This is a genomic window from Paraburkholderia terricola, assembly GCF_003330825.1.
In the GTDB taxonomy this organism is placed as follows: domain Bacteria; phylum Pseudomonadota; class Gammaproteobacteria; order Burkholderiales; family Burkholderiaceae; genus Paraburkholderia; species Paraburkholderia terricola.
Genome location: NZ_CP024942.1, coordinates 17,791 through 39,311, shown reverse-complemented (window position 1 = coordinate 39,311; position 21,521 = coordinate 17,791). Strand labels below are relative to the sequence as shown.

Here is a 21,521-nt window from a genome sequence, read left to right as displayed (position 1 = left end):
CCTGGACCGGATCGCACGACATGAGCACGTCCCTCAATACCCTGATCGCCAAACTGAATCCGACCTGCCGGCAGGCGGCATTGCTGGCGGCGAACAACTGTCTCGCGCGCGGTCATTACGAAGTGGACCTTGAGCATCTGTTGCTCGCGCTGCTGGATGAACCCGCGAGCGACGTCGCGCTCGTGCTGCGCGCGTGCCGGGTCGATGCTCATGCATTGCGTGCCGATCTGGAGCGCGAATTGCAGCGCCTGAAGACCGGCAATACGCGCACGCCGGTGTTTTCGAAGCATCTGATCGAATTGCTCGAACAGGCGTGGTTGATTGCGTCGCTCGATTCGCAGATCGGGCGGATCCGTTCCGGGCATTTGCTGCTCGCGTTGCTGACGGCGCCGGATCTCGCGCAGTTCGCCGAGCGCATGTCGCCATTGCTGCGCGATGTGCGAGTGACCGATCTCAAGCACAAGTTCGATGAATTGACCGCGGGATCGCGCGAAGTCGAGCGCAGCAATGCGGCGCAGAACGAAGACGAAAGCACGAGCGATACGGCGGCGGCCGACAGCTTGCCCGGCGCGCCGTCCAAAACACCCGCGCTCGATACGTACACCAGCAACCTCATGCAGCGCGCGCGTGACGGCAAGATCGATCCGGTGATCGGCCGCGAAGGCGAGATTCGCCAGACCATCGACATTCTGATGCGCCGTCGGCAAAACAATCCGATCATGACGGGCGAGGCGGGCGTCGGCAAAACGGCGGTGGTCGAGGGTCTCGCGCTGCGCATCGCCGCGGACGACGTGCCGGCGCCGCTGAAAGGCGTGGCGCTGCACGTACTCGACATGGGGCTGCTGCAAGCGGGCGCGAGCGTGAAAGGCGAATTCGAAAACCGCCTGAAGAACGTGATCGACGAAGTGAAGAAGAGCCCGCATCCGATCATTCTGTTCATCGACGAAGCGCACACGATCATCGGCGCCGGCGGCCAGGCCGGGCAGAACGATGCGGCGAACCTGCTGAAGCCCGCGTTGGCGCGCGGCGAATTGCGCACCATAGCGGCGACCACGTGGAGCGAGTACAAGAAGTACTTCGAGAAAGACGCGGCATTGGCGCGGCGTTTCCAGGTCGTGAAGATCGAGGAGCCGGGCGAAACGCTCGCCGCCTCGATGCTGCGCGGCATGGCGGCGTTGATGGAAAAACACTTCAACGTCCGCGTGCTCGACGACGCGATCACGGAAGCGGTGCGCCTGTCGCATCGCTACATCAGCGGCCGGCAACTGCCGGATAAGGCGATCAGCGTGCTCGACACCGCCTGCGCGAAAGTCGCGCTGGCGCATAGCTCGACTCCGGCTGCGATCGACGACACGAAAAAGCGCCTCGAACGTATCGACGCTGAAATCGCCGCGCTGGAGCGCGAAGTGGCGAGCGGCGCGCTGCACGACGAGCGGCTCGCGGAACTGGGCAGCGAACGGGAACAAGACCTCAAGGATCTCGCCGAAGACGAAGCGCGCTACGACAAGGAGCGCGCGCTCGTCACGGAGATCGTCGGCCTGCGCGCGGAAATCGACGCGGCGCGTGTGAGCAGCGCCGCTGCCGCGCAAGCCGAAAAAGCGCAGCAGGCGCGCGAAACGCTCGCCACGCGCGTGGCCGAATTGCACGCGTTGCAAGGCGGTCAGCCGATGGTGCCGTTGCAGGTCGACGGCCACGTGGTCGCTGAAATCGTCGCGTCGTGGACCGGCATCCCGCTCGGGCGCATGGTCAAGGACGAAATCCAGACCGTGCTGAACCTGCAACCGCTATTGAGCGCGCGCGTGATCGGCCAGGACCATGCGCTCGATGCGATCGCGCAACGCGTGCGCACCGCGAGCGCGAATCTCGAAGACCCGAACAAGCCGCGCGGTGTGTTCATGTTCGTCGGGCCATCGGGGGTCGGCAAGACCGAAACCGCGCTCGCGCTTGCCGACGTGCTGTACGGCGGCGAACGCAAGATGGTCACGATCAACATGAGCGAGTATCAGGAAGCGCACAGCGTATCGGGCCTGAAAGGCTCGCCGCCGGGCTACGTCGGCTACGGCGAGGGCGGCGTGCTGACCGAAGCGGTGCGGCGCAATCCGTACTCGGTCGTGCTGCTCGACGAAGTCGAAAAGGCGCATCCCGACGTGCTCGAAATGTTCTTCCAGGTGTTCGACAAGGGCACGATGGACGACGCCGAGGGCCGCGAGATCGACTTCCGCAATACGTTGATCATTCTGACCTCGAATGTCGGCTCGCAAGCGGTGATGCAGGCGTGCCTGAACAGGAGCGCCGAAGAACTGCCGAGCGCCGACGAACTCGCGGAAGCGTTGCGCCCGCAGCTCTACAAGGCATTCAAGCCGGCGTTTCTCGGCCGCATGAAAGTGGTGCCGTACTATCCGATTTCCGATGACGTGCTCGCGGAAATCATCGAGCTGAAGCTGGAGCGGATTCGCCGCCGCATCGAGTCGAACCATAAGGCGGTGTTCGAGTGGGACGAGTCGCTGGTCGACGCGGTGCTCGCGCGTTGCACCGAGGTGGATTCCGGCGCGCGCAACGTCGATCACATTCTGAACGGCACGCTGTTGCCCGAAGTCGCGCAGCAGGTGCTGGAGCGCATCGCGAACGGCGCCGCGCTCGAACGTATTTCGGTGCGCGCGAGCGAAGCGGGCGAATTCGAATACGTGGTTGTGTGAGGCGGCGCGTCGACGCGTCGTTCGCCAGTCGATCTGTTTTAACGCCGTACCGGATACTTATCGCTTTCTGCCATGCCGACTAATCTGACTACGCTGCTGGCTCCGATCAGCGAAACCTCGCCCTGCGGCGACGATCTGCTTTTCTCCGCCGACTTCGACGCGATCCAGCACGCGCGCCGTTTCGAGGACCCGTCGCTGGATCAGGGCGAATGGGTCACGGACATCAAGGAGGCGGACTGGCCGTTCGTGGTCGAACGATCGAGCAGTCTGCTGCAAACGCAGACCAAGGATTTGCGGCTCGCCGTATGGCTCACGGAAGCGCTTGCCATCGAGGAAGGCGTCACCGGTCTCACGCAAGGCTATGCGTTGCTGACGGGGCTGTGCGAAAAGTACTGGGACCACGTGCATCCGCTGCCGGAAGGCGACGACACCGAGTACCGTCTCGGCAACGTCGCGTGGCTGGTGGGCCGCACCGGCGATCTGCTGCGCGCGATGCCGCTCACGTCGTCGCAAGGCAACTCGTATAGCACGATCGACTGGGACGTGGCCACGCATGTCGCGCAAGCCGTCAAGCGCGATCCGGATCACGCCGACGACATCGCGCGCGGCAAGCCTTCGATCGAGCAGATCGAGGCATCGAAGCGCAGCACGCCGCCGGCGTTTTATTCGACGCTGCTGGTCGACCTCAAAGCGTTCGAAGCGGCGATGCTCGCGCTCGAACAGGAGCTCGATCGCCGTGCCGCCGATTCCGCGCCGAGCTTTCGCCAGGTGAAGGACGCGTATGAAAGCGTCTACCGTCTGGCCGAACGCTTCGCCCGCGACCTGGGCGTGGGCGTGGAAGCGGCGCCTACGCCGAAAGCCTCCACGCCCAACGAGCTCGAACGCGCCGAGCCCACCTTCAAGACCGCCGCGCAACGCGAGGAACCCGTGTTGACGACCATGCCGACCACGTCGATTGCAGGAATCCAGAGCCGTGCGCAAGCGGTTGCGCAGTTGCGCGCGGTGGCGAAATTCTTTCGCGGCACCGAGCCGCACAATCCGGCCGCCTATTTCGCCGAGAAGGCCGCCGAGTGCGCGGACATGCCCTTGCATCAATGGCTCTCGACGGTGGTGAAAGACGACGGATCGCTCGCCCATATTCGCGAGCTGCTGGGCGTGAAGCCCGACGAGAAAAGCTAAAGCATCAACAAGGGAAACAAAAAAGCCTGGCTTCGATTTTCAAGGAAGCCAGGCTTTTTTCATGCGCGGCGGCGCGGAGGCGCGCAAGCAACGACTCACGACCCCGCGCGAAACTCGATGCGCCGGTTGCGTGCGCGCCCATCGCTCGTATCGTTCGATGCAATCGGTTGGTCCGGGCCGACGCCGGTTGTGGTCATTTGCTGCGGCGGCAAGCCCTTGGCGACCAGATAACCCTTCACCGCATCCGCGCGCGCCTGGCTCAGCGCGATGTTCGACGTGCGGTTGCCCGAGTTGTCGGTGTGGCCGATGATCGCCACCATTTTCGTGGTCATTTTCAACAGCACCGCGGCCATCTGATCGAGAATGGCGCGGCCTTGCGGCGTGAGCGTCGCGCTGCCGGTTTCGAATTCGATCGTGCGGTTCGCGAGCGTCTGATCGAGCAGACCTTGTTCGGACGCGCTCACGCGCAAGCCGTTCTTGATCGTATAGGTTGGATTCAGCGCATTCGCCATGTCGCTCGCGAGCTGCTGCCGCTGCGATTCGTTGTGCACTTCGCCCTTCACGTCGATCTGCGTGCCGTCGATCTTCAATTGCCCCTTGCTGATCTGCTTCAACTGCGGGCCAATTAGTTTTTGCACGTTGGCGGACCAGTTCGGCGGCGTCGCCACGTCCGCCACCTCGATCTGATCGACCACGTTCGCCGTGCCATACGTGTCGCGCAGCTTGGTCAGCACGGCGGACTTGGTTGCTTCATCCGGCACCTTGCCGCCCACCACCACCTGGCCGGGCGCTGCATTGGCGGGCGGCGGGGCGGCGGTGACCGCGCCGGTGCCCGCACCGGTCGTGCCGCTGGCGAGCCCGGCTGTGTTCACGGCGGGGCCGGCAGTTCCGGCAGCCGCCGACGACGCCGGCAGGACCGTGGTGCGAATCGACACGCCGCTGTTGTCGACCGGCGTGACGCGCGCCGGGCCGTCATTGTCGGCATGGGCGAGACCGCCGATCATGAGACCCGTGAGCAGCGCGGCCATGCGAGTGTGTTTAATCAGCATCGTGTCACGCTCCCGTGAATGCTTCGCGGAACGTGTCGATGCTGACGCGCAGCGACAGTTGCGGTTGGTCGAGGTAACTGACGAGCTTGCTGATGCCATGATCGTTCTGTGCGTGTTCGTCGATCCACTCGGGATCGTCGATATCGATGTTGTGTGCCGCATACGCCTGCGGATCGACCACGCTGTGCAGCGTTTTGGCCGAGGCGCCGTTAAAGCCGATGATGAGCCGCTCGCGCTCGGCGATCGTGCCGATGAAAATCGCCAGTTCGAAATCCGCCTGCGAGACGAACGGCGCGATCAGTTCGAGCCAGAATGCGGCGACGAGACTGCGATAAAACGGATCGTTCGGCAACGGCAACGTGAGCCCGCGTTCGAGATGCGACGAGCCGCTTTGCATGACCGGACGCAGCAGCGAGCCGAGCGCCAGCATCGCGCCGCGCAAGCGCACCGGATGACCGCTCGCGAGCAGCATCTGTTCGAGGCCGGCGAGCGTCTGGTGCTCGACGAAATCGTTGAAGGTACCGTCGTGCGGATTGTCGGGACCGCCGCCGATTTCGATCGCCACCTGCGTTTCCCCGAGCGCCTGCAACGCGCCGGGCGGCTCGCTCGCGCCGAGCAGCGGCTTCATCTGCGAGGCGACCCGCGACCACAGCCGCGCGAACGCGAGCGGACTGTGCGCGAGGAAGGTCAGCGGCTTTTCGACTTCCAGCGCGGTCGCGGCCAGAAACGGAAAGCGCCGCGACGACTGGTCGTGACTCGCCACCATGTGCCCGGCAATCGCCAGCTTGCTGCGCGAACCGAGGAACGCGAAGTGCATGGGCTTGGCGTTTTCGTAGACGATCTTCCAGCGCGGATCGTCGCTCAGCAATTCCATGGCCTCGGCGATCCAGCGGTCGAGCGTGGCCAGCAATTGCGGGTTATGCGCGCTTTTGACAAAGTCGCCGCGCGACGGAATCTTGCCGAAGTAGGCGATCTGCGCCTGCACGGTTTGCGTCATTGCGCACCCCCTGTGTTCGAAACCGCGGCGGCGGCCGTGGCCGGCCGAGCCGTCGGCGAAGCCGGCGCGGTTGCGGGCGCGCCGCCCGCTGCCGTTGCATTGACCGGGTTGGCTGCGGAGCCCACGTCCGCCACCGAGGACGGCAGCCGCAAGCCGCGCAGGCTCTGTTGCTGCGGCGCATCGCCGCCGCTCGATGCCTGCGACGTGCTGATGATGCGCATGCTGACCGCCACCGTCACGTTGCCTTGCGTCCACGACAGATCGAAGGTGCCGTCCGGACGACGCTTGCGCTGCGCCGAGTTGATCAGCTTCTCCAGACCGTAGCGGCCCGGCTCGTTGACGAGTTGCAGCGTGCGGCCGTCGAACGTGGTGGCGCTAAGCGTCGCGCCTGGCGAACCCGACGGATTCGGCCACACGAAGTTGGTCCACTGCGGCGGCGTGTTGCGGTAGCGCATCTGCTGACCGTCGATCGCGAGCGTGTATTCCGTGGTGCCGCTGCTCGGCTGCGGCAGGATCTGGAACACGGTCTGCGGTTCGGACGAGCTTTGGCCGGTCGAGGCCGCGCCGCCGGCGAGCGGCGCCACCCAGCGCGCGAAGCCGTTGGTGAAGTCGGGCGTGAGCGCGAGACCCATGTCGCCCCACGTGCGAGCGGTGAGGGTATCGCCGCGGCGCACCGCGAGCGGTCCGAGCGTGGTGCCGACGAACTTGGCGATCGCGCCGTCCGGTCCGAACACCTGGGCGATCTCGCCGGCGCCGGCCTCGACCTTCGCATCGCCCGCGAACGGGTACTTGTTCGCGAGCGATCCCTGGAAGGTCTGATAGACCTGCGCATTCCACACCTTGTTGACTTCGACGCTGGCCGGCTGGATCACCACCGAATACGCGGCTATCAGCGGACGCACCAGCAGCGGGCGCAGCGCCTTGCGTTGCGAATCGGTGAGGCCCGTGAGCATCTGCTCGTCGACGTACTTCAGCGAATCGGCCAGCTCGGAGCCGTTGCCGTCGAGCGTCTGCTGCATCAACTGACGCGCGCCCGGTCCCGGATCGCCCTGATTCTTGATGACGTTAAAGCGCGTGCGGACCTTCGAGAGCGTATCCATGTAGCCCTTGAGCATCGAGCCGTTGTCGCCGCTCACCACGATACGGCCGAGTGCCGAGAACTCCTGGCCGATCGGACCCATCGGCATTTCGACCGGATTGCCGTTGATGTCGATGTTCGCGTTCAACTGGCCGGTCGGCGCGCGCGAGAACCATTGCTTGACCCAACTCGTGACGCCGCTTTGCGCGCGCTTCAGATTCGCATTGAAGAGCGACGGGTTGTCCCACGAGGTTTGGTCGTAGGCGGTTTGCAGCACCTTGCGGATCGGCGAGTCCTGCGGATCGCCCAGGCGGTTCATCGCATCCACGGCCTGGCCGAAGCTGCCGAAGCTCTGCACGGCAATGCCCTGCATGAACTTCTGCCAGTGCATCGCGTACTCGGTCTTGTACATCGTGACCAGTGCTTTCTGGATCTGCTCGGGGCTGCCTTCCAACGTCAGATCGTCGTGCGCGGAAGTGTTGAGCACCCAGTCCTTCGCCTGCAATTCCTTGGTGGCGGCGTCGCGAATCGCGGGCTGCACGTACTGGAACCACGCCTCACGCGTGAAGGTGCCGGGGATCGCATAGCTGCCCGCCACCAGCCCGGTGTTGTTCTCGCCGACGATGCGCGCGATCGTCATCGGCGCGAAACGGGTCGACGCGCGCGCCTTGATTTCCTCGTAGACGCGCTGACGGGCCGGCATGCCGCGCACCACGCGGCGCAGGTTCTCGCGCGTTTGATCGACGAGGCCGAGGTTCTGGTCGATCATCGGCCAGTCGTTGTCCGACACGCGCGACAGGTAGAACGTGATCATGCGCTCGGCGCTGCGGATCATCTCGTCGCGAGGCATGTTGCCGCGATTCGTTTCGAGCCAGCCGCGCCAGAAGCGCGCCACCTGGTCGGTCAGGTGAGCCGTTTCCGCGTGGCGCTTGTCGCTCAGCATCAGGTAGGTCTTGAGCGCGTTGTAGGCGTCCTCGACGTTGGTCGGCGACGCATCGCTATAGAGTCCGCCCTGGCTGTTGGTCGCCATCGCCGTGTGCGCGGACACCGGAATCGCGGCGGCATCGGGCGTGCGGTTCAGCGGCGCGAGCTGATCGGGATGCGCGTTGACGTCCTTCAGGAACGACGCGAGATTCTGTGAGACCGGCGCGAGCAGGATCTGGCGCACGCCGTTGTAATACTCGGTGAGCAGATGCTGTTCGAGCCGATCGCCCTGATACAGCCCGAGCGAAACGGCCAGCGGCTTGTCGCGGCGGAACTGTTCGAGCTGGTCGATGCGGTCTTCCAGAATGTCCATGGCCTGCAGGCGCGATTGCAGGTCGTTGCGGTTCTGCTGCAAACGCACGACGTTGTCGAGGTCGGCCTTGACGTTGTCGGCGAGTTGCTGATTGCCGATCGTCGACCATGTCCAGCCGCCGAGCGCCAACGCGAGCACCGCGACGAAGCCGAAGAACGTCGCATAGCGCATGCGCGTTTTCGCGGGGCTGGCGAATTGCCTGACCGTCTGCCGGTCGGCGAAGATCACTTTGGAGAACAGGTCGCGCAGGAAGAAGCCGTTCTTCGAGAACGCGCTGTGCGGCTTGGGCAGGCTCTCGGCGGAGAGGCCGAAGCGGTTGGCGATGCGCGTGGCGGCGGCGCTATTGGTTTCGCCTTCCTGCAACGCGCTGGTGAAATAGAAGCCCCGGAAAATCGGCTTGTACTGGAACGGGTTCGTTTCGAACAGCGTGGCGAGAAACGCGCGCAACGCGGGCTTGATAGTCGAGAATTCGAGCGGGAAACTCAACTGTCCCGGCGAGAGCTTGTTGCCGCGATTGATCGACATCTGCGCGACGCTGATCTCTTTCAGGCCGTCGTACAGTTCTTCGAAGTGGTCGTCGAACAGGCCGACCACGTCGCGCTTCTCATCCGGCTCGTAGGGCAGGGTGGCGCCCCACACGCGGTCGTATTCATGGCGGTCGCTGCCGCTGAAAAACTCGGTGAAGCCGGTAATCAGATCGGCCTTGGTGAACATCACGTACACCGGCGCGAACACTTCGAGCTTCTCGGTCAACTCCTGCACGCGCTGGCGCAGGTTCTTCGCGAGGTTGATCGCGAACTCGGGCTTGCTGCTGGTCAGTTCGGCAATGCTGGCCGTGACGATGATGCCGTTGATCGGCGCCTTCGGCCGGAAGCGTTTGAGCAGGCCGAGAAAGCCGAGCCACTCCGTGCGGTCTTCCTCGTGCACCGAATAGCGGCCGGCGGTGTCGAGCAGAATGCCTTCGGTCGTGAAGAACCAGTCGCAATTGCGCGTGCCGCCAATGCCGTGGATGACCGCGTTGTTCTTGTCGGCGAACGGGAACTGCAAGCCGGAGTTCAGCACCGCGCTGCTCTTGCCCGCGGCGGGATTGCCGATCACGATGTACCACGGCAACTCGTACAGCGCCGAGCCGCCCGAAACCTGACCGATCTTCGAGGTCTTGATGGTCTTGACCGCGTCGACGAGGCGCGTGCGCAGCACGTCGAGTTCGGCCTGGCGCGCGGGCGTGGGCGCGGGGCCGCTTTCCGCCTGCTTCTCGGCCTGCTGTTCGAGCATTTCGCCGAGCTTGTTGTTCGCGCGGCGCGCGCGCAGGCGGCGCACCGCCCACACCAGCAGCCACAGCGCGACGATCGCGCCGAGTGCGATCGCAGGCCACATCGGGTCGATCTGCAAGGTATCCGCGCCGATGAATAAAACAGCAGCGAGCGCGAGCAAGCCGATGATCGAGAGCGTGCGTGTGTGGGTCAACACGTTGAGAATGCGTCGCATAGGCCGTTCAGGTCTTGATGAGATGTGTTGTGGCGCGTGGTGTGGCAGGCAGCGCGGCGCGCGTATGGCATTTGAAATAAAGCGAAAGCATTTTCAGGTGACAGCGAAAAAGGCTGAATTGTCAAATCGACACTGACCGCTGCCGATCACGGATGGCCCAATGCCGATATGCTCGCGGAATTGCCGCTCTTCGCCAGAGAAATTGATTGAACGCCCCATTGTCAACCCTTTTAACCTTCTTTATTACCTGCTTCGCCTTAATGACCACGCCCGAGGACGAAGCCCGGTTTGTGATATTCGACGTGCCCGAGATCCATCAATTTCCAGCGGCCGCCCCATGTCAGCCCGACCTGTTCGGCCGTCTGTCCGTATAACTGATAGCCGCGCATGGCCCAGGGATCTTTTTCTGAAATGACGAGCTTGCCTTCGCGCAAAAACGCGTTGTCCGCGGCAAGGCCGTATTGGTGATAGCTCTGGAATGCTGCGGCATTGGTGACGTTGCCCCCCATTTGCGCGAGCCGGTTTTGCCGCTCCGGACTGCGATAACCTTCCAGCAAAGCCATTTCGTACCCGTACTGCTCGTGCATGATTTTGTAAACGAGCAATAAACGCGTTCTGAAATCGGCATCGAGCAAATTCCAGTCGCGGCTCGCGTCTTTTAGCGCGGGCCGAATCTGCTCGACTTCCCGCGTTGCGAATACCTCGGGAGGCAGCGGCGGCGGGGGCACGAGCTGTTCGCCGTTCAATAACGCAGCAATTTTCTCGTCCGGAACCCGTGCGGTGTCATCGAATTGGAATAATTGCCGGCCGCGTAATGCCAATGCCACCAATGGCGGCGTCGCAAGAATACCCGCGGTGGTAAAAATCAGCAAGCGCCGCTTTGCCAGTAAGTTTTGCATATCGACTACGGTCGATTGCGAAATTTTTGCCGAGCGTACTAATTGACCACGAGCGCGCGTTGCGCGACGCGATGCCCCGCGCATAACGCGGCCATGAATAGCGAGTGCCGCGCCTAATAAATAGGCACGCACCGGCGGCAATAGCAGCATTGCGGCGATTACGACGGCAACGGCGAAATAGGCGAGAAGTACTACGGCAATCAAAGGCGACCCCGGAAATTGGAAACAATTGTATTTTGTAATGCTTGCTCTTAGAATCAGGCCTGCTCGAAGACGAGCCGGAACGGTATTATCACGGCGAAATAATCCAGGATTCAATGAGACAGTGAATGAGTGCGCCGGAAAGTTCGAATTCCAAAGCCCCGCCCAGCCTGTTATCCGATAAGGCTAAAGGCGCCGATGGCAATGGTTCGCGAATTCTCGCGAACCTCGAAGGCCGCGTCGCGCCGCCTACGGATAATCCACGCCGGTCGAAAACGCCGCTCGTGCTGGTTGCCTTGCTGGTGATCGCGGCTGGCGGCTGGGCCGCGTGGCATATGCAGCAGCGCACGCAAAGCGCGTCGTTGGCTTCGGCCACGCCGGCCAACGTCGAGAAAGCGGCCGCCGCCGCGAGCGGTGCGCCGCCAGTCGTCGCGAAGGTCGAGGCGCCGGCTGCGGCGTCGTCGCAAGCGGCGACGATCGTGGCCGACGATAGCGACGGCAAAGCCGCGGCGGCGTCCGCCGCAACGCCCGCTAGCAGCGACGAAAACCGCTTGTCCCGCGCGCTCGCCGAGGGTGCGGAACCGAGCAGCGCGTCGGCATTGGTTGCATCGGCATCGGCAGCCTCCGCCGCCAGCGTGCCGGCGGCGAAGCACGGCAAGAACGCCACGGCTGTCGCCAGCAACGCGAAGCACGAGACGGCGGCCCACGGCAAGAAGGAAAGCGCGGCGGCGAGTACGAGCAATCATCGCGAGAGCACATCGGGCACGGTCGCGCAGTCGAAGAAATCACGCAGCGGTAGCGCTTCGAAAGACGATTCGGATGCGGATCTGTTGGCGGCGCTCGTTGCGCGGACCAAACCGGCGGACGCGAAGGCGGCCGGCGGCAACACGGCCACCAAGGTCAGCGCATCGGCTGCGCCCGGCAACGCGAAGCTCGCCGAGCGCGTGAAAGAGTGCGGGCAGCGCGGCTTTTTCGAAGACCAGTTGTGCCGCTGGCGCGTGTGCGATGGTCATTGGGGTAAAGACCCCGCGTGCCCCGGCTCGTCGGCACAGGCTCGTCAGCCTTGATTTCAGATCGCCTTCACGGCGAGGCAGCGCGTCGAGCAGCACGATGACGCCTGCCGTCTTATCGCCACGCTGATTCCACGAATCACGCCGCGAACATGATGATTCTGCTTCGCTAGTTTTGCGCCTATGATGGCCTCCTCATTCCGGCAGCGCAGCACAGCGCTAAAACAAGGAGGCATCAGTGAAGCGACTTCTCCTGGCATCGACATGGCTGGCAACCGTGGCGACCGTCTTGTCCATCTCGGCATGTGGCGGCGGTCATCTCAATCTGCCCGCCGACCCTCCCAAGGTCATTATCGACAGCGACTACAACACACTGAGCGACGACGGTCAGCTCGGCGTGATGGCCGCGCAATTGCAGGCGCAAGGTTCGCTGAAAGTACTCGGCATTACGGTCGTCTCCGGCAATCAATGGTTGAAGCAGGGTGTGGCGGATGCGTTAAAATCCGTCGAGCGCCTCGGCGTTGAAAATCAGATCGGCGTGTACGCCGGCGCCAACCGCGCTTTGTCGCATGACTTCCCGACCATTCAGGCTGAACTGGCGCAATTCCCCGGCGGCGACGGTTATCTCGGCGCATGGGGCACACCCGAGCCGCAATCGGATAGCGACCTCGTCGCGCCGCCGGACGGCTTCGCCACGCATACGAAAGTGCAGGGCAAAAGCGCGGTGGATTTCATCGTCGATTCGGTCAAGCAGTATCCCGGTCAGGTGACGATCCTGGCGATCGGGCCGCTGACCAATATCGCGCTCGCCACCCGCCAGCATCCGGAGATCATTCCGCTGATCAAGCAGATCGTCTACATGGGCGGGGCGATCGACGTGCCGGGCAACACCACGCCGACAGCGGAATTCAACTGGTGGTTCGATCCCGAAGCGGCGAAAACCGTGTTGCGTTTGCCGATCAAGCAGGTGGTGATTCCGCTCGACGTGACGGATACCGTCAAGATGGACAAGGCGCTTTACGATCGTGTCGCGCACGATCCCACGAAGCAGACCATCATCACGCAGTTGTTCAAAACGTTGAACGGTTACGGCTTCGACGGCAAGAACGGTTTCGAGACCAACCCGAATTACACGACGAACATCTGGGACACGCTGACGCTCGCGTATCTGATGCGCCCGTCGTTCGCGACGCAGACAGTGGAGGAGTGGTTGGACGTGGACACGAGTTTCGGCGCCAATGACGGCAAGTCCACGGGTTACACGAGTTCGCCGCCGGCGGGTTTGCAAAAGATGACGATCGTCAAACGCTTCGACAATCCGAACTTTTTCAACTTCTACGTCGATCTGCTGACGCGGCCGGTGCCGGTCACACTACGGAACTGACGCACCTGTCGCGGCGTTGCGAACGGTCTGCACGAAACCGCCTCAGGCGGGATGCAGGCCGCGCAACAACTGACGCACGCGCGAGAGATCCTGATCGACGTGCTCCGTTTTCTCGAACAACTCCGCGAGCCAGTCGACGAACGCGCGCACGCGCGGCGACACGCGGCGGTTCTTCACGAACGCGACCGAGACCGGCATCGGCACGGGTTTCCATTGCGGCAGTACTTCGCGCAGCAGTCCCGAATCCAGGTACGGTTGCGCGGCGATCCGCGCCGGCTGAATCAGGCCGAGACCTTGCAGTCCGCAGGTGAGATAGGCCTGTTCGTCGCTGACCTTGACGAAGCCGCTCACCTTGACCGTTTGCGCCTCGCCGTTCACCTCGAAGTCGAAGTCGACTTCGCGACCGTTATGCGGCGACATGCAATTGACCGCGAGATGTCCGCGCAGATCGTCCAGATCGGTGGGTGTGCCGTGGCGCTCCAGATAGGCAGGGCTCGCGCAGGTCACGTGTTCGAGGGTTCCCAACTGCCGCGCGACCAGATTCGAATCGGGCAATTCGCCTAGCTGGATGCTGCAGTCGATTGCGTCCGAGATCAGGTCCACTGTGCGGGGGCTGATGCCGATGGCGAGATCGAGATTCGGGTAACGCGTGTGGAAGTCGTCGAGTGCCGGCAGCACGATGGCGTTCGCGACCGCGTTGGGCATTTCGATGCGCAGACGGCCTGTGAGGTTGTCGGTTGCGTGGCGGATGCTCGCTTCCATGTCGTCGATGTCGGCGAGGATTTGCGCGCAGCGCTCGTAGTAGGCCGCGCCTTCTGGGGTGACGCTCAGACGCCGCGTCGTGCGGGCGAGGAGCGCCGTGCCGAGCAGGGCTTCCAGATTCTGGACGATGGTGGTCGCCGTCGCGCGCGGGATGTTTAATGACTCCGCTGCGCGGGTGAAGCTGTTGGTGTCCACGATTCGGATGAATGTGCGCATGGCGGTTATTCTGTCGATCATGGTGGGCTCCTGGTGTTAGGTGTTTGGTTTTTTTTGCCTGTGCGGCGCTATTCGTTGGTTGCCTTGGGTTTTGGCCTTTCCTTGTGGTCTTAGTGGTCTATTGGCGTTGCCCCTGTGCGGGGCAATGCTCTCAACTTAAGCCTCAAAGAGCTTGTAAACGAGGCATTGCCCCTGTAAACTTCATCGCATAACTCACTGATAAATCAACGATATGAACTCAAATACCAGCGTCCTCGCGGCTTCTGGCTGAGTTCTCCGATTTCCTGCTCGATCCGGCGCTCGCCGATCGCGTGCGTCGTTCTCCCACTGCCTTTACCCGCAATCGCACACTGACCTTGCCGCGCATGGCCGCGCTGATGATGTCCGGCATGTGCGCCAGTGTGCAGGCCGAACTTGACGCGCTATTCGGCGCACTGGGAAGCAGCGGCGGGCGCACCCGCGCTGTCAGCGCACAGGCCTTCAGCAAGGCGCGACGGGGAGTGTCTGCCGAACTGTTCGAACTGGCCCGCGCCCGCCTGATCTCGCTGGCCCAACCCCATATCGATTCGATGCGCTGGCACGGCCTGAGGCTGGTCGCCGCTGACGGTAGCCGCCTGCGTGTGGGCACGCGTCGCGGCCATGAACTGCGCGCCGATCACTACGCGTTTGCGCTGTTCCTGCCGGGTTCCGAACTGACCCTGCACGCTGCACTTCATCCCGCCGACGGCGGCGAGCGGCAGATGCTGTTCGAAGCCCTCGATGTACTGCAACCGCATACCGACCTGCTGCTGCTCGATCGCGGCTATATCGGCAACGCGATGGTGGCGGCGCTCGCACAGCGCGAAATCCCGTTCTGCATGCGCGTCGATGCGCGTAACTGGAAATGCGTCAGCGCCTTTACCCGCAGCGGTAAAGCCGAGCATGTGGTGACACTGGAAGCGCCCAGCGAACCGGATGCCCGCGCCTATGAACTGGCGCGTACGCCCACGACTGTGCGCCTGATCCGCGACGTCACGCCGGGCGGTCGCGTGCGTGTGCTGATGACCTCGCTGCTCGATGGCGGGCGTTATCCGGCGGCATCGTTCGGCGCGCTCTATCACCAGCGCTGGCGGGTCGAGGAAGCATTCAAACGACTCAAGCACCGGCTGCGGCTGGAAGCCGTCACAGGCCTCGATTACCTGGCGTTACAGCAGGACTTCGGCGCAAAAATCCTCGCCGACAACCTGTGCACACTGCTCAGCGATCTCGATGCGCCGCACGACGACAGACATGCCAGCCGTCCTAACCGGGTGTATGCACTGGGCGCACTCAAGCCCATCCTCGGCGCGTGTCTTCTGCGCATCCAGCGCTGTCTGGACGGCCTCGCCGGTGTGCTGGAAATGATCCACCAGACCCGATGCCGGATACAGCCCTCACGCTCCTATCCAAGACCACCCAGAAAAGCCAAGCCCCACTTCCATCTCGCGTACAAACTCGCTTGATGCAGCGGGGCTTAAGTTGAGAGCATTGCTGTGCGGGGCGGCATCTACTTTTCTTTGCCGGCCGCAAAGAAAAGTAGGCAAAAGAAAGCGGCTCACACCGCTAACTCTTAAACGGGTCCCTCGCTTGGAGGAGGTAGTGGTGCATCTGGAATCGGTGCTCTCGCGCATTCCGCGCGAGTGACAAGGCAGTCGTACTTCCGGCGGCGCTGCGCGCGCCGAAGCGGTACTTCCCCCTTCGTTTACGGCGTGTCGCCGAGGCGAAGCCGACGGCCCCCACGGCGCGAGAATGACCGCTGTTTTCGCTGTTTTCCCCGGCAGACCCATCCGCGACGCACGCAGTGCGGAGTGGGAACTGATGATGGCTTTGTCACTGATGCGGAGTGTGCGAGTGCACGGATTCCAGATGTGCCACTGCCCCCTCCGAGCGAGGGACCCGCTTCAGAATTAGCGGTGTGAGCCGCTTTCTTTTGCCTACTTTTCTTTGCGGCCGGCAAAGAAAAGTAGGTGCCGCCCCGCACAGCAATGCTCTCAACTTAAGCCTCAAAGAGCTTGTAAACGAGGCATTGCCCCTGTAAACTTCATCGCATAACTCACTGATAAATCAACGATATGAACTCAAATACCAGCGTCCTCGCGGCTTCTGGCTGAGTTCTCCGATTTCCTGCTCGATCCGGCGCTCGCCGATCGCGTGCGTCGTTCTCCCACTGCCTTTACCCGCAATCGCACACTGACCTTGCCGCGCATGGCCGCGCTGATGATGTCCGGCATGTGCGCCAGTGTGCAGGCCGAACTTGACGCGCTATTCGGCGCACTGGGAAGCAGCGGCGGGCGCACCCGCGCTGTCAGCGCACAGGCCTTCAGCAAGGCGCGACGGGGAGTGTCTGCCGAACTGTTCGAACTGGCCCGCGCCCGCCTGATCTCGCTGGCCCAACCCCATATCGATTCGATGCGCTGGCACGGCCTGAGGCTGGTCGCCGCTGACGGTAGCCGCCTGCGTGTGGGCACGCGTCGCGGCCATGAACTGCGCGCCGATCACTACGCGTTTGCGCTGTTCCTGCCGGGTTCCGAACTGACCCTGCACGCTGCACTTCATCCCGCCGACGGCGGCGAGCGGCAGATGCTGTTCGAAGCCCTCGATGTACTGCAACCGCATACCGACCTGCTGCTGCTCGATCGCGGCTATATCGGCAACGCGATGGTGGCGGCGCTCGCACAGCGCGAAATCCCGTTCTGCATGCGCGTCGATGCGCGTAACTGGAAATGCGTCAGCGCCTTTACCCGCAGCGGTAAAGCCGAGCATGTGGTGACACTGGAAGCGCCCAGCGAACCGGATGCCCGCGCCTATGAACTGGCGCGTACGCCCACGACTGTGCGCCTGATCCGCGACGTCACGCCGGGCGGTCGCGTGCGTGTGCTGATGACCTCGCTGCTCGATGGCGGGCGTTATCCGGCGGCATCGTTCGGCGCGCTCTATCACCAGCGCTGGCGGGTCGAGGAAGCATTCAAACGACTCAAGCACCGGCTGCGGCTGGAAGCCGTCACAGGCCTCGATTACCTGGCGTTACAGCAGGACTTCGGCGCAAAAATCCTCGCCGACAACCTGTGCACACTGCTCAGCGATCTCGATGCGCCGCACGACGACAGACATGCCAGCCGTCCTAACCGGGTGTATGCACTGGGCGCACTCAAGCCCATCCTCGGCGCGTGTCTTCTGCGCATCCAGCGCTGTCTGGACGGCCTCGCCGGTGTGCTGGAAATGATCCACCAGACCCGATGCCGGATACAGCCCTCACGCTCCTATCCAAGACCACCCAGAAAAGCCAAGCCCCACTTCCATCTCGCGTACAAACTCGCTTGATGCAGCGGGGCTTAAGTTGAGAGCATTGCCCCGCACAGGGGCAACACTAATAGACCACTAAGACCACAAGGAAAGGCCAACGGCACCAAGCAGCACAACCCAAAGCGCCGCGCAGGCCAAAAAAACACTCACTTCCGCAAGGAATCCAGATCGACAACAAACCGATACTTAACATCGCTCTTAAGCATCCGTTCATAAGCCTCATTAATCCCCTGCATGGGAATCACCTCGATATCAGAAGTGATCCCGTGCTCGCCGCAGAAATCCAGCATCTCCTGCGTCTCGGCAATACCGCCAATCAGCGACCCGGCCAAACGCCGACGCTTGAAAATCAGATTGAACACCTGCGGCGACGGATGATCGTGCTCGGGCGCACCGACCAACGTCATGGTCCCATCCCGCTTCAGCAGATTCAAAAACGGATTCAGATCGTGCTGCGCGGCAACGGTATTCAGAATCAAATCGAAGCTGTTCAAATGCGCTTCCATCTCTTCCTGATTCTTCGAGATCACCACTTCATGCGCGCCGAGCCGCTTCGCATCCTCGATCTTCGACGGCGAAGTCGTGAACAACACCACATGTGCGCCCATCGCGCGTGCGAGCTTCACGCCCATGTGGCCCAAACCGCCGAGGCCCACAATGCCGACCTTCTTGCCAGGACCAGCGCCCCACGTGCGCAGCGGCGAGTACGTCGTGATGCCCGCGCACAGCAACGGCGCGACACCCGCCGGGTCGAGATTGTCCGGCACGCGCAGCGTGAATTCCTCGTCGACGACGAGTTGCGTCGAATAACCGCCGTAAGTGATCTGGCCGTCCACACGGTCCACACCGTTGTAGGTGCCGACAAAACCGTTCTCGCAGTACTGCTCGAGTCCTTCCTCGCAACTCGCGCACGTGCGGCACGAATCGACAAGGCAGCCCACGCCGACCAGATCGCCTACCTTGTACTTCGTCACGTCCGGGCCAACGGCAGTCACGCGGCCGACGATCTCATGGCCCGGCACGACCGGGAACACCGTGTTCTTCCATTCATTGCGCGCCTGGTGCAAATCGGAATGGCACACGCCGCAAAACAGTACTTCCATCTGCACGTCGTGGGCGCGCAGTGCGCGGCGCTGGAATTCGAATGGGGCGAGCGGCGCGGTGGCGTCGGTCGCTGCATAGGCATACGTCGTGCTCATGAGTAGCTCCAGCAAAGGGGTGGTGATGTCGCAAGGCCGCCGGCGATGGGCGACGCGCGTCGCCGATGCGGCCGAACCTTGTGATGAACCGGGATCACGGCGCCGGCAGGGCTGCCGAATTCGCCGAAGCAGTGAATCGACAACCGGGCCCGGCGCAGCGCGGAGAAAAGTGATCCGGCAGGGTTCCCATGATAGAAGCCGGGCACGAGGCGGGGAATACCTGAATGTCTTGAAGATTTGCCTAAAACTCCTGACAAGGAGCGCGGTAGTCCGTTTGATGCTAGATTTCAAGCATTATTCTCTTGCACGTCACTATACCGTCATGCCAGCTCCCTCAGTAGAACCCCTTTCGGCCGATGCCGCCCAGCAGCGTCTGATCGAATTGTTCGATGTGCTCGCGCCCAATCCGGGCTTCACCCGCACGAGTCTCGAAGGCGTCAACCTGATGCGCGCGAATCATCCGCTGCCGCGCATGCCGGTGATGTACGAGCCGAGCATCGTGATCGTCTGTCAGGGCCGCAAGCGCGGTTATCTCGGCGACCAGGTGTTTCAGTACGACGCGCAACAGTACCTCGTGCTTTCGGTGCCGCTGCCGTTCGAATGCGAGACCGAGGCCAGTCCGGAAGCGCCGTTTCTCGCGATCTCGGTGCGCGTCGATCTGACCATGGTGGCCGAGTTGCTGATGGCGCTGAACGAAACCCAAGGCGCCACGCGAAACGAACCGGCCGGCATTTATTCGACGCCGCTCGACCCGGCGCTGTGCAATGCGGTGCAGCGTCTGATGGATGCGTTGGCTTCGCCGCTCGACGCGCGCATACTCGCGCCCGGCGTGGTCCGCGAAATCTGTTATCGCGTGCTGACCGGCGAGCAGGGCGATGCGATTCGCGCGGCGCTCACGCATCAGAATCACTTCGGCCGTATCGCGAAGGCACTGCGACGCATTCATGCGGACTACCACGGGCAACTCGACGTCGATACGCTCGCCTCCGAGGCAGGCATGAGCCTCGCGGTGTTTCATGCGCAGTTCAAGGCGGTGACGTCCACCTCGCCGATGCAATACGTGAAGACCACGCGTTTGCATCACGCGCGTTTGCTGATGGTGCAGGACGGTTTGAATGCGGGCGCGGCCGCGGCGCGCGTCGGTTATGAAAGCGCGTCGCAATTCAGCCGCGAGTTCAAGCGGCTGTTCGGCCTGAGCCCGGTCGATGAGGTCAAGCGCATGCGCACCATCTACGATGCCCCGACGCCGCGCGTGGTGAAGCCGGTCGCGCGTTACGTGACGGCCGTATAAGCGTTCATTCCCGCGGCGAACGCTATAAACCGCTGAACCAGTTGTAGCCCTGATCTTCCCAATAGCCGCCGGGGTTCGTGTTGGTGACGAAGATCGCGGCGATATGCTTCGGATTCTTGAAGCCGAGTTTGGTCGGCACGCGCAGCTTGAGCGGATAGCCGTATTTCGCGGGCAGCGGCGCGTCGCGGAAATCGAGCGTGAGCTGTGTTTGCGGATGCAGCGCGGTCGCCATGTCGAGGCTCGAGTAATACCGATCCGCGCATTTGAAGCCGACATAGCGGGCGCTCAGATCGGCGCCGACGCGTTCCAGAAACGTGCGAAACGGCACGCCGCGCCATTGGCCGATCGCGCTCCATCCTTCTATGCAGATATGGCGCGTGATCTGCGAAGTCTGCGGCAATGCGCGCAGTTGATCGAGATTCCACGTGCGCTTGTCGGACACGAGGCCCGACACTTCCAGCCGATACGTCGAGCCGTCGATGTCCGGCGCGTCGAACTCGGGATAGAACGCGTTGAACGGAAACGGGTCGGTGATCTCGCTCGCCGCGTAGGTCGGCGCGAGCTTGTTGCGGTCGAATAGCCAGCCCTGCACGCGATCGTTCCAGCGCGACATCGCCCACAGCACCTTGTCGACCGAATCGCCGTCCTGCATGTTGCAGCCCGAGAGCATCGCGAGCGCGCCGATCGACAGTGACGAACGCAAGAACAGACGCCGCTGCAGGCGCTCGATTTGCGGCTGGTGATCCGCGAGGACGATGCGGGGTTTGTCCGCGTCGGTGGGTTTGGATGCGCTCATGCGCGATCTCCTTCTTGTGCGCAATGTCTCGCGCGACCGGTCAACATCGGCGGCAAAGTGCGCGGCACCAGCAGCACCAGCGCCAGATGCACGACGACGAAACCGACCACGCCCGCCATCGCGACGAAGTGCACCCGCCGCGCGAAATCGAAGCCGCCGAGCACCGCGGTGAGCCACGAGAACTGCACCGGTTTCCAGATCGACAATCCCGACGCGACCAGCACCACGCCGAGGAACAACACGAGCAGATAGAGCGCGCGCTGCACCGCGTTGTATTGGCCGGTATCGTGCGGCAGCTTGAATCGCAGCGCTAATGCCGCATCGTGCACGACATCGCGCGGACGGACCGGCAACAGCTTGCGGCGAAAATGCCCACGTCCGATGCCGTACGCGAGATACAGCAAGCCGTTCGCGCACAGCAGCCACATGGCCGCGAAATGCCATGCAATCGACCCGCCGAGCCAGCCGCCCACCGTCGCCCAGACGGGAAACCTGAACGGGAAAATGGGCGACGCGTTATAGATCGCCCAGCCGCTCATCACCATGCAGACCATCGCAAACGCATTGATCCAGTGCGTGATGCGGACGACGAGCGGGTGAACGACCAGGCGCGCTTTGGCTTCAGTCATGGCGGGCATCATGAGACGAATAGGGAGCG

Annotated in this window: 15 protein-coding genes; 7 read left to right on the top strand and 8 right to left on the bottom strand. The window is 62.9% G+C overall.

All coding sequences use genetic code 11. From position 1 onward, the window contains the following. Positions 1–20: 20 nt before the first annotated feature. Together tssH and tssA are read left to right on the top strand one after the other, a co-directional pair. Positions 21–2,696 carry a type VI secretion system ATPase TssH gene (gene tssH, locus CUJ90_RS18570; protein WP_114163616.1) on the top strand — a complete coding sequence of 892 codons (2,676 nt, stop codon included), beginning with the start codon at positions 21–23 and terminating at the stop codon, positions 2,694–2,696. A 72-nt stretch (positions 2,697–2,768) separates the two neighbouring features. Further along, positions 2,769–3,875: a type VI secretion system protein TssA gene (gene tssA, locus CUJ90_RS18565; protein WP_083086227.1), complete on the top strand. Its 1,107-nt coding sequence runs from the start codon at positions 2,769–2,771 to the stop codon at positions 3,873–3,875. Positions 3,876–3,970: 95 nt separating this feature from the next. On the opposite strand, the gene CUJ90_RS18560 is transcribed toward tssA, so the two are convergent. The 4 genes from CUJ90_RS18560 to CUJ90_RS18545 all read right to left on the bottom strand — a co-directional run bounded on the left by CUJ90_RS18560 (position 3,971) and on the right by CUJ90_RS18545 (position 10,887). Beyond that, positions 3,971–4,924: an OmpA family protein gene (locus CUJ90_RS18560; protein WP_114163615.1), complete on the bottom strand. Its 954-nt coding sequence runs from the start codon at positions 4,922–4,924 to the stop codon at positions 3,971–3,973. Positions 4,925–4,928: 4 nt separating this feature from the next. Then, complete coding sequence (gene tagF / locus CUJ90_RS18555; protein WP_114163614.1) at positions 4,929–5,921, bottom strand: type VI secretion system-associated protein TagF; 993 nt, start codon at positions 5,919–5,921, stop codon at positions 4,929–4,931. Continuing rightward, complete coding sequence (gene tssM / locus CUJ90_RS18550) at positions 5,918–9,784, bottom strand: type VI secretion system membrane subunit TssM (RefSeq protein WP_114163613.1); 3,867 nt, start codon at positions 9,782–9,784, stop codon at positions 5,918–5,920. The genes tagF and tssM overlap by 4 nt, the downstream gene beginning before the upstream one ends. Before the next feature lie 257 nt (positions 9,785–10,041). Further along, positions 10,042–10,887, bottom strand: coding sequence for a M15 family metallopeptidase (locus tag CUJ90_RS18545; protein ID WP_167449681.1), 846 nt, complete (start codon positions 10,885–10,887; stop codon positions 10,042–10,044). Positions 10,888–11,012: 125 nt separating this feature from the next. On the opposite strand from CUJ90_RS18545, the gene CUJ90_RS18540 reads away from it, so the two are divergent. After that, entirely contained in the window at positions 11,013–11,951 is a 939-nt protein-coding gene (locus tag CUJ90_RS18540) for a hypothetical protein (protein WP_114163611.1), read from the top strand. Between the two features lie 181 nt (positions 11,952–12,132). Further along, positions 12,133–13,278 carry a nucleoside hydrolase gene (locus tag CUJ90_RS18535; protein ID WP_114163610.1) on the top strand — a complete coding sequence of 382 codons (1,146 nt, stop codon included), beginning with the start codon at positions 12,133–12,135 and terminating at the stop codon, positions 13,276–13,278. 42 nt (positions 13,279–13,320) lie between these two features. On the opposite strand, the gene CUJ90_RS18530 is transcribed toward CUJ90_RS18535, so the two are convergent. Then, on the bottom strand, positions 13,321–14,277 hold the full coding sequence (locus CUJ90_RS18530) for a LysR family transcriptional regulator (RefSeq protein WP_073430938.1): 957 nt from the start codon (positions 14,275–14,277) through the stop codon (positions 13,321–13,323). Positions 14,278–14,498: 221 nt separating this feature from the next. Here CUJ90_RS18530 and CUJ90_RS18525 point away from each other — a divergent pair, with 221 nt between their 5' ends. Together CUJ90_RS18525 and CUJ90_RS18520 are read left to right on the top strand one after the other, a co-directional pair. Beyond that, complete coding sequence (locus CUJ90_RS18525; RefSeq protein ID WP_342346033.1) at positions 14,499–15,737, top strand: IS4 family transposase; 1,239 nt, start codon at positions 14,499–14,501, stop codon at positions 15,735–15,737. Between the two features lie 619 nt (positions 15,738–16,356). After that, complete coding sequence (locus tag CUJ90_RS18520) at positions 16,357–17,595, top strand: IS4 family transposase (RefSeq protein WP_342346033.1); 1,239 nt, start codon at positions 16,357–16,359, stop codon at positions 17,593–17,595. Positions 17,596–17,723: 128 nt separating this feature from the next. Here CUJ90_RS18520 and CUJ90_RS18515 read toward each other — a convergent pair whose 3' ends face one another. After that, a complete protein-coding gene (locus CUJ90_RS18515) occupies positions 17,724–18,776 on the bottom strand; it encodes an NAD(P)-dependent alcohol dehydrogenase (RefSeq protein ID WP_073431650.1) in 1,053 nt (350 codons plus the stop codon). A gap of 322 nt (positions 18,777–19,098) precedes the next feature. Here CUJ90_RS18515 and CUJ90_RS18510 point away from each other — a divergent pair, with 322 nt between their 5' ends. Beyond that, entirely contained in the window at positions 19,099–20,067 is a 969-nt protein-coding gene (locus CUJ90_RS18510) for an AraC family transcriptional regulator (protein ID WP_073431658.1), read from the top strand. Positions 20,068–20,089: 22 nt separating this feature from the next. Here the strand turns inward: CUJ90_RS18510 and CUJ90_RS18505 are convergent, their stop codons facing one another. Further along, complete coding sequence (locus tag CUJ90_RS18505) at positions 20,090–20,863, bottom strand: molybdopterin-dependent oxidoreductase (RefSeq protein WP_073431649.1); 774 nt, start codon at positions 20,861–20,863, stop codon at positions 20,090–20,092. Then, positions 20,860–21,492 carry a cytochrome b/b6 domain-containing protein gene (locus CUJ90_RS18500; RefSeq protein ID WP_114164652.1) on the bottom strand — a complete coding sequence of 211 codons (633 nt, stop codon included), beginning with the start codon at positions 21,490–21,492 and terminating at the stop codon, positions 20,860–20,862. The genes CUJ90_RS18505 and CUJ90_RS18500 overlap by 4 nt, the downstream gene beginning before the upstream one ends. Between the last annotated feature and the right edge of the window lie 29 nt (positions 21,493–21,521).

Excerpts from the sequence above, each read along its gene's own strand:
- CUJ90_RS18510 (WP_073431658.1), top strand. The coding sequence starts at position 19,099 with ATGCCAGCTCCCTCAGTAGAACCCCTTTCGGCCGATGCCGCCCAGCAG.
- CUJ90_RS18500 (WP_114164652.1), bottom strand. The coding sequence starts at position 21,492 with ATGACTGAAGCCAAAGCGCGCCTGGTCGTTCACCCGCTCGTCGTCCGC.
- CUJ90_RS18530 (WP_073430938.1), bottom strand. The coding sequence starts at position 14,277 with ATGATCGACAGAATAACCGCCATGCGCACATTCATCCGAATCGTGGAC.
- CUJ90_RS18560 (WP_114163615.1), bottom strand. The coding sequence starts at position 4,924 with ATGCTGATTAAACACACTCGCATGGCCGCGCTGCTCACGGGTCTCATG.
- CUJ90_RS18505 (WP_073431649.1), bottom strand. The coding sequence starts at position 20,863 with ATGAGCGCATCCAAACCCACCGACGCGGACAAACCCCGCATCGTCCTC.
- CUJ90_RS18515 (WP_073431650.1), bottom strand. The coding sequence starts at position 18,776 with ATGAGCACGACGTATGCCTATGCAGCGACCGACGCCACCGCGCCGCTC.
- tssA (WP_083086227.1), top strand. The coding sequence starts at position 2,769 with ATGCCGACTAATCTGACTACGCTGCTGGCTCCGATCAGCGAAACCTCG.
- tssH (WP_114163616.1), top strand. The coding sequence starts at position 21 with ATGAGCACGTCCCTCAATACCCTGATCGCCAAACTGAATCCGACCTGC.
- tssM (WP_114163613.1), bottom strand. The coding sequence starts at position 9,784 with ATGCGACGCATTCTCAACGTGTTGACCCACACACGCACGCTCTCGATC.
- tagF (WP_114163614.1), bottom strand. The coding sequence starts at position 5,921 with ATGACGCAAACCGTGCAGGCGCAGATCGCCTACTTCGGCAAGATTCCG.
- CUJ90_RS18540 (WP_114163611.1), top strand. The coding sequence starts at position 11,013 with ATGAGTGCGCCGGAAAGTTCGAATTCCAAAGCCCCGCCCAGCCTGTTA.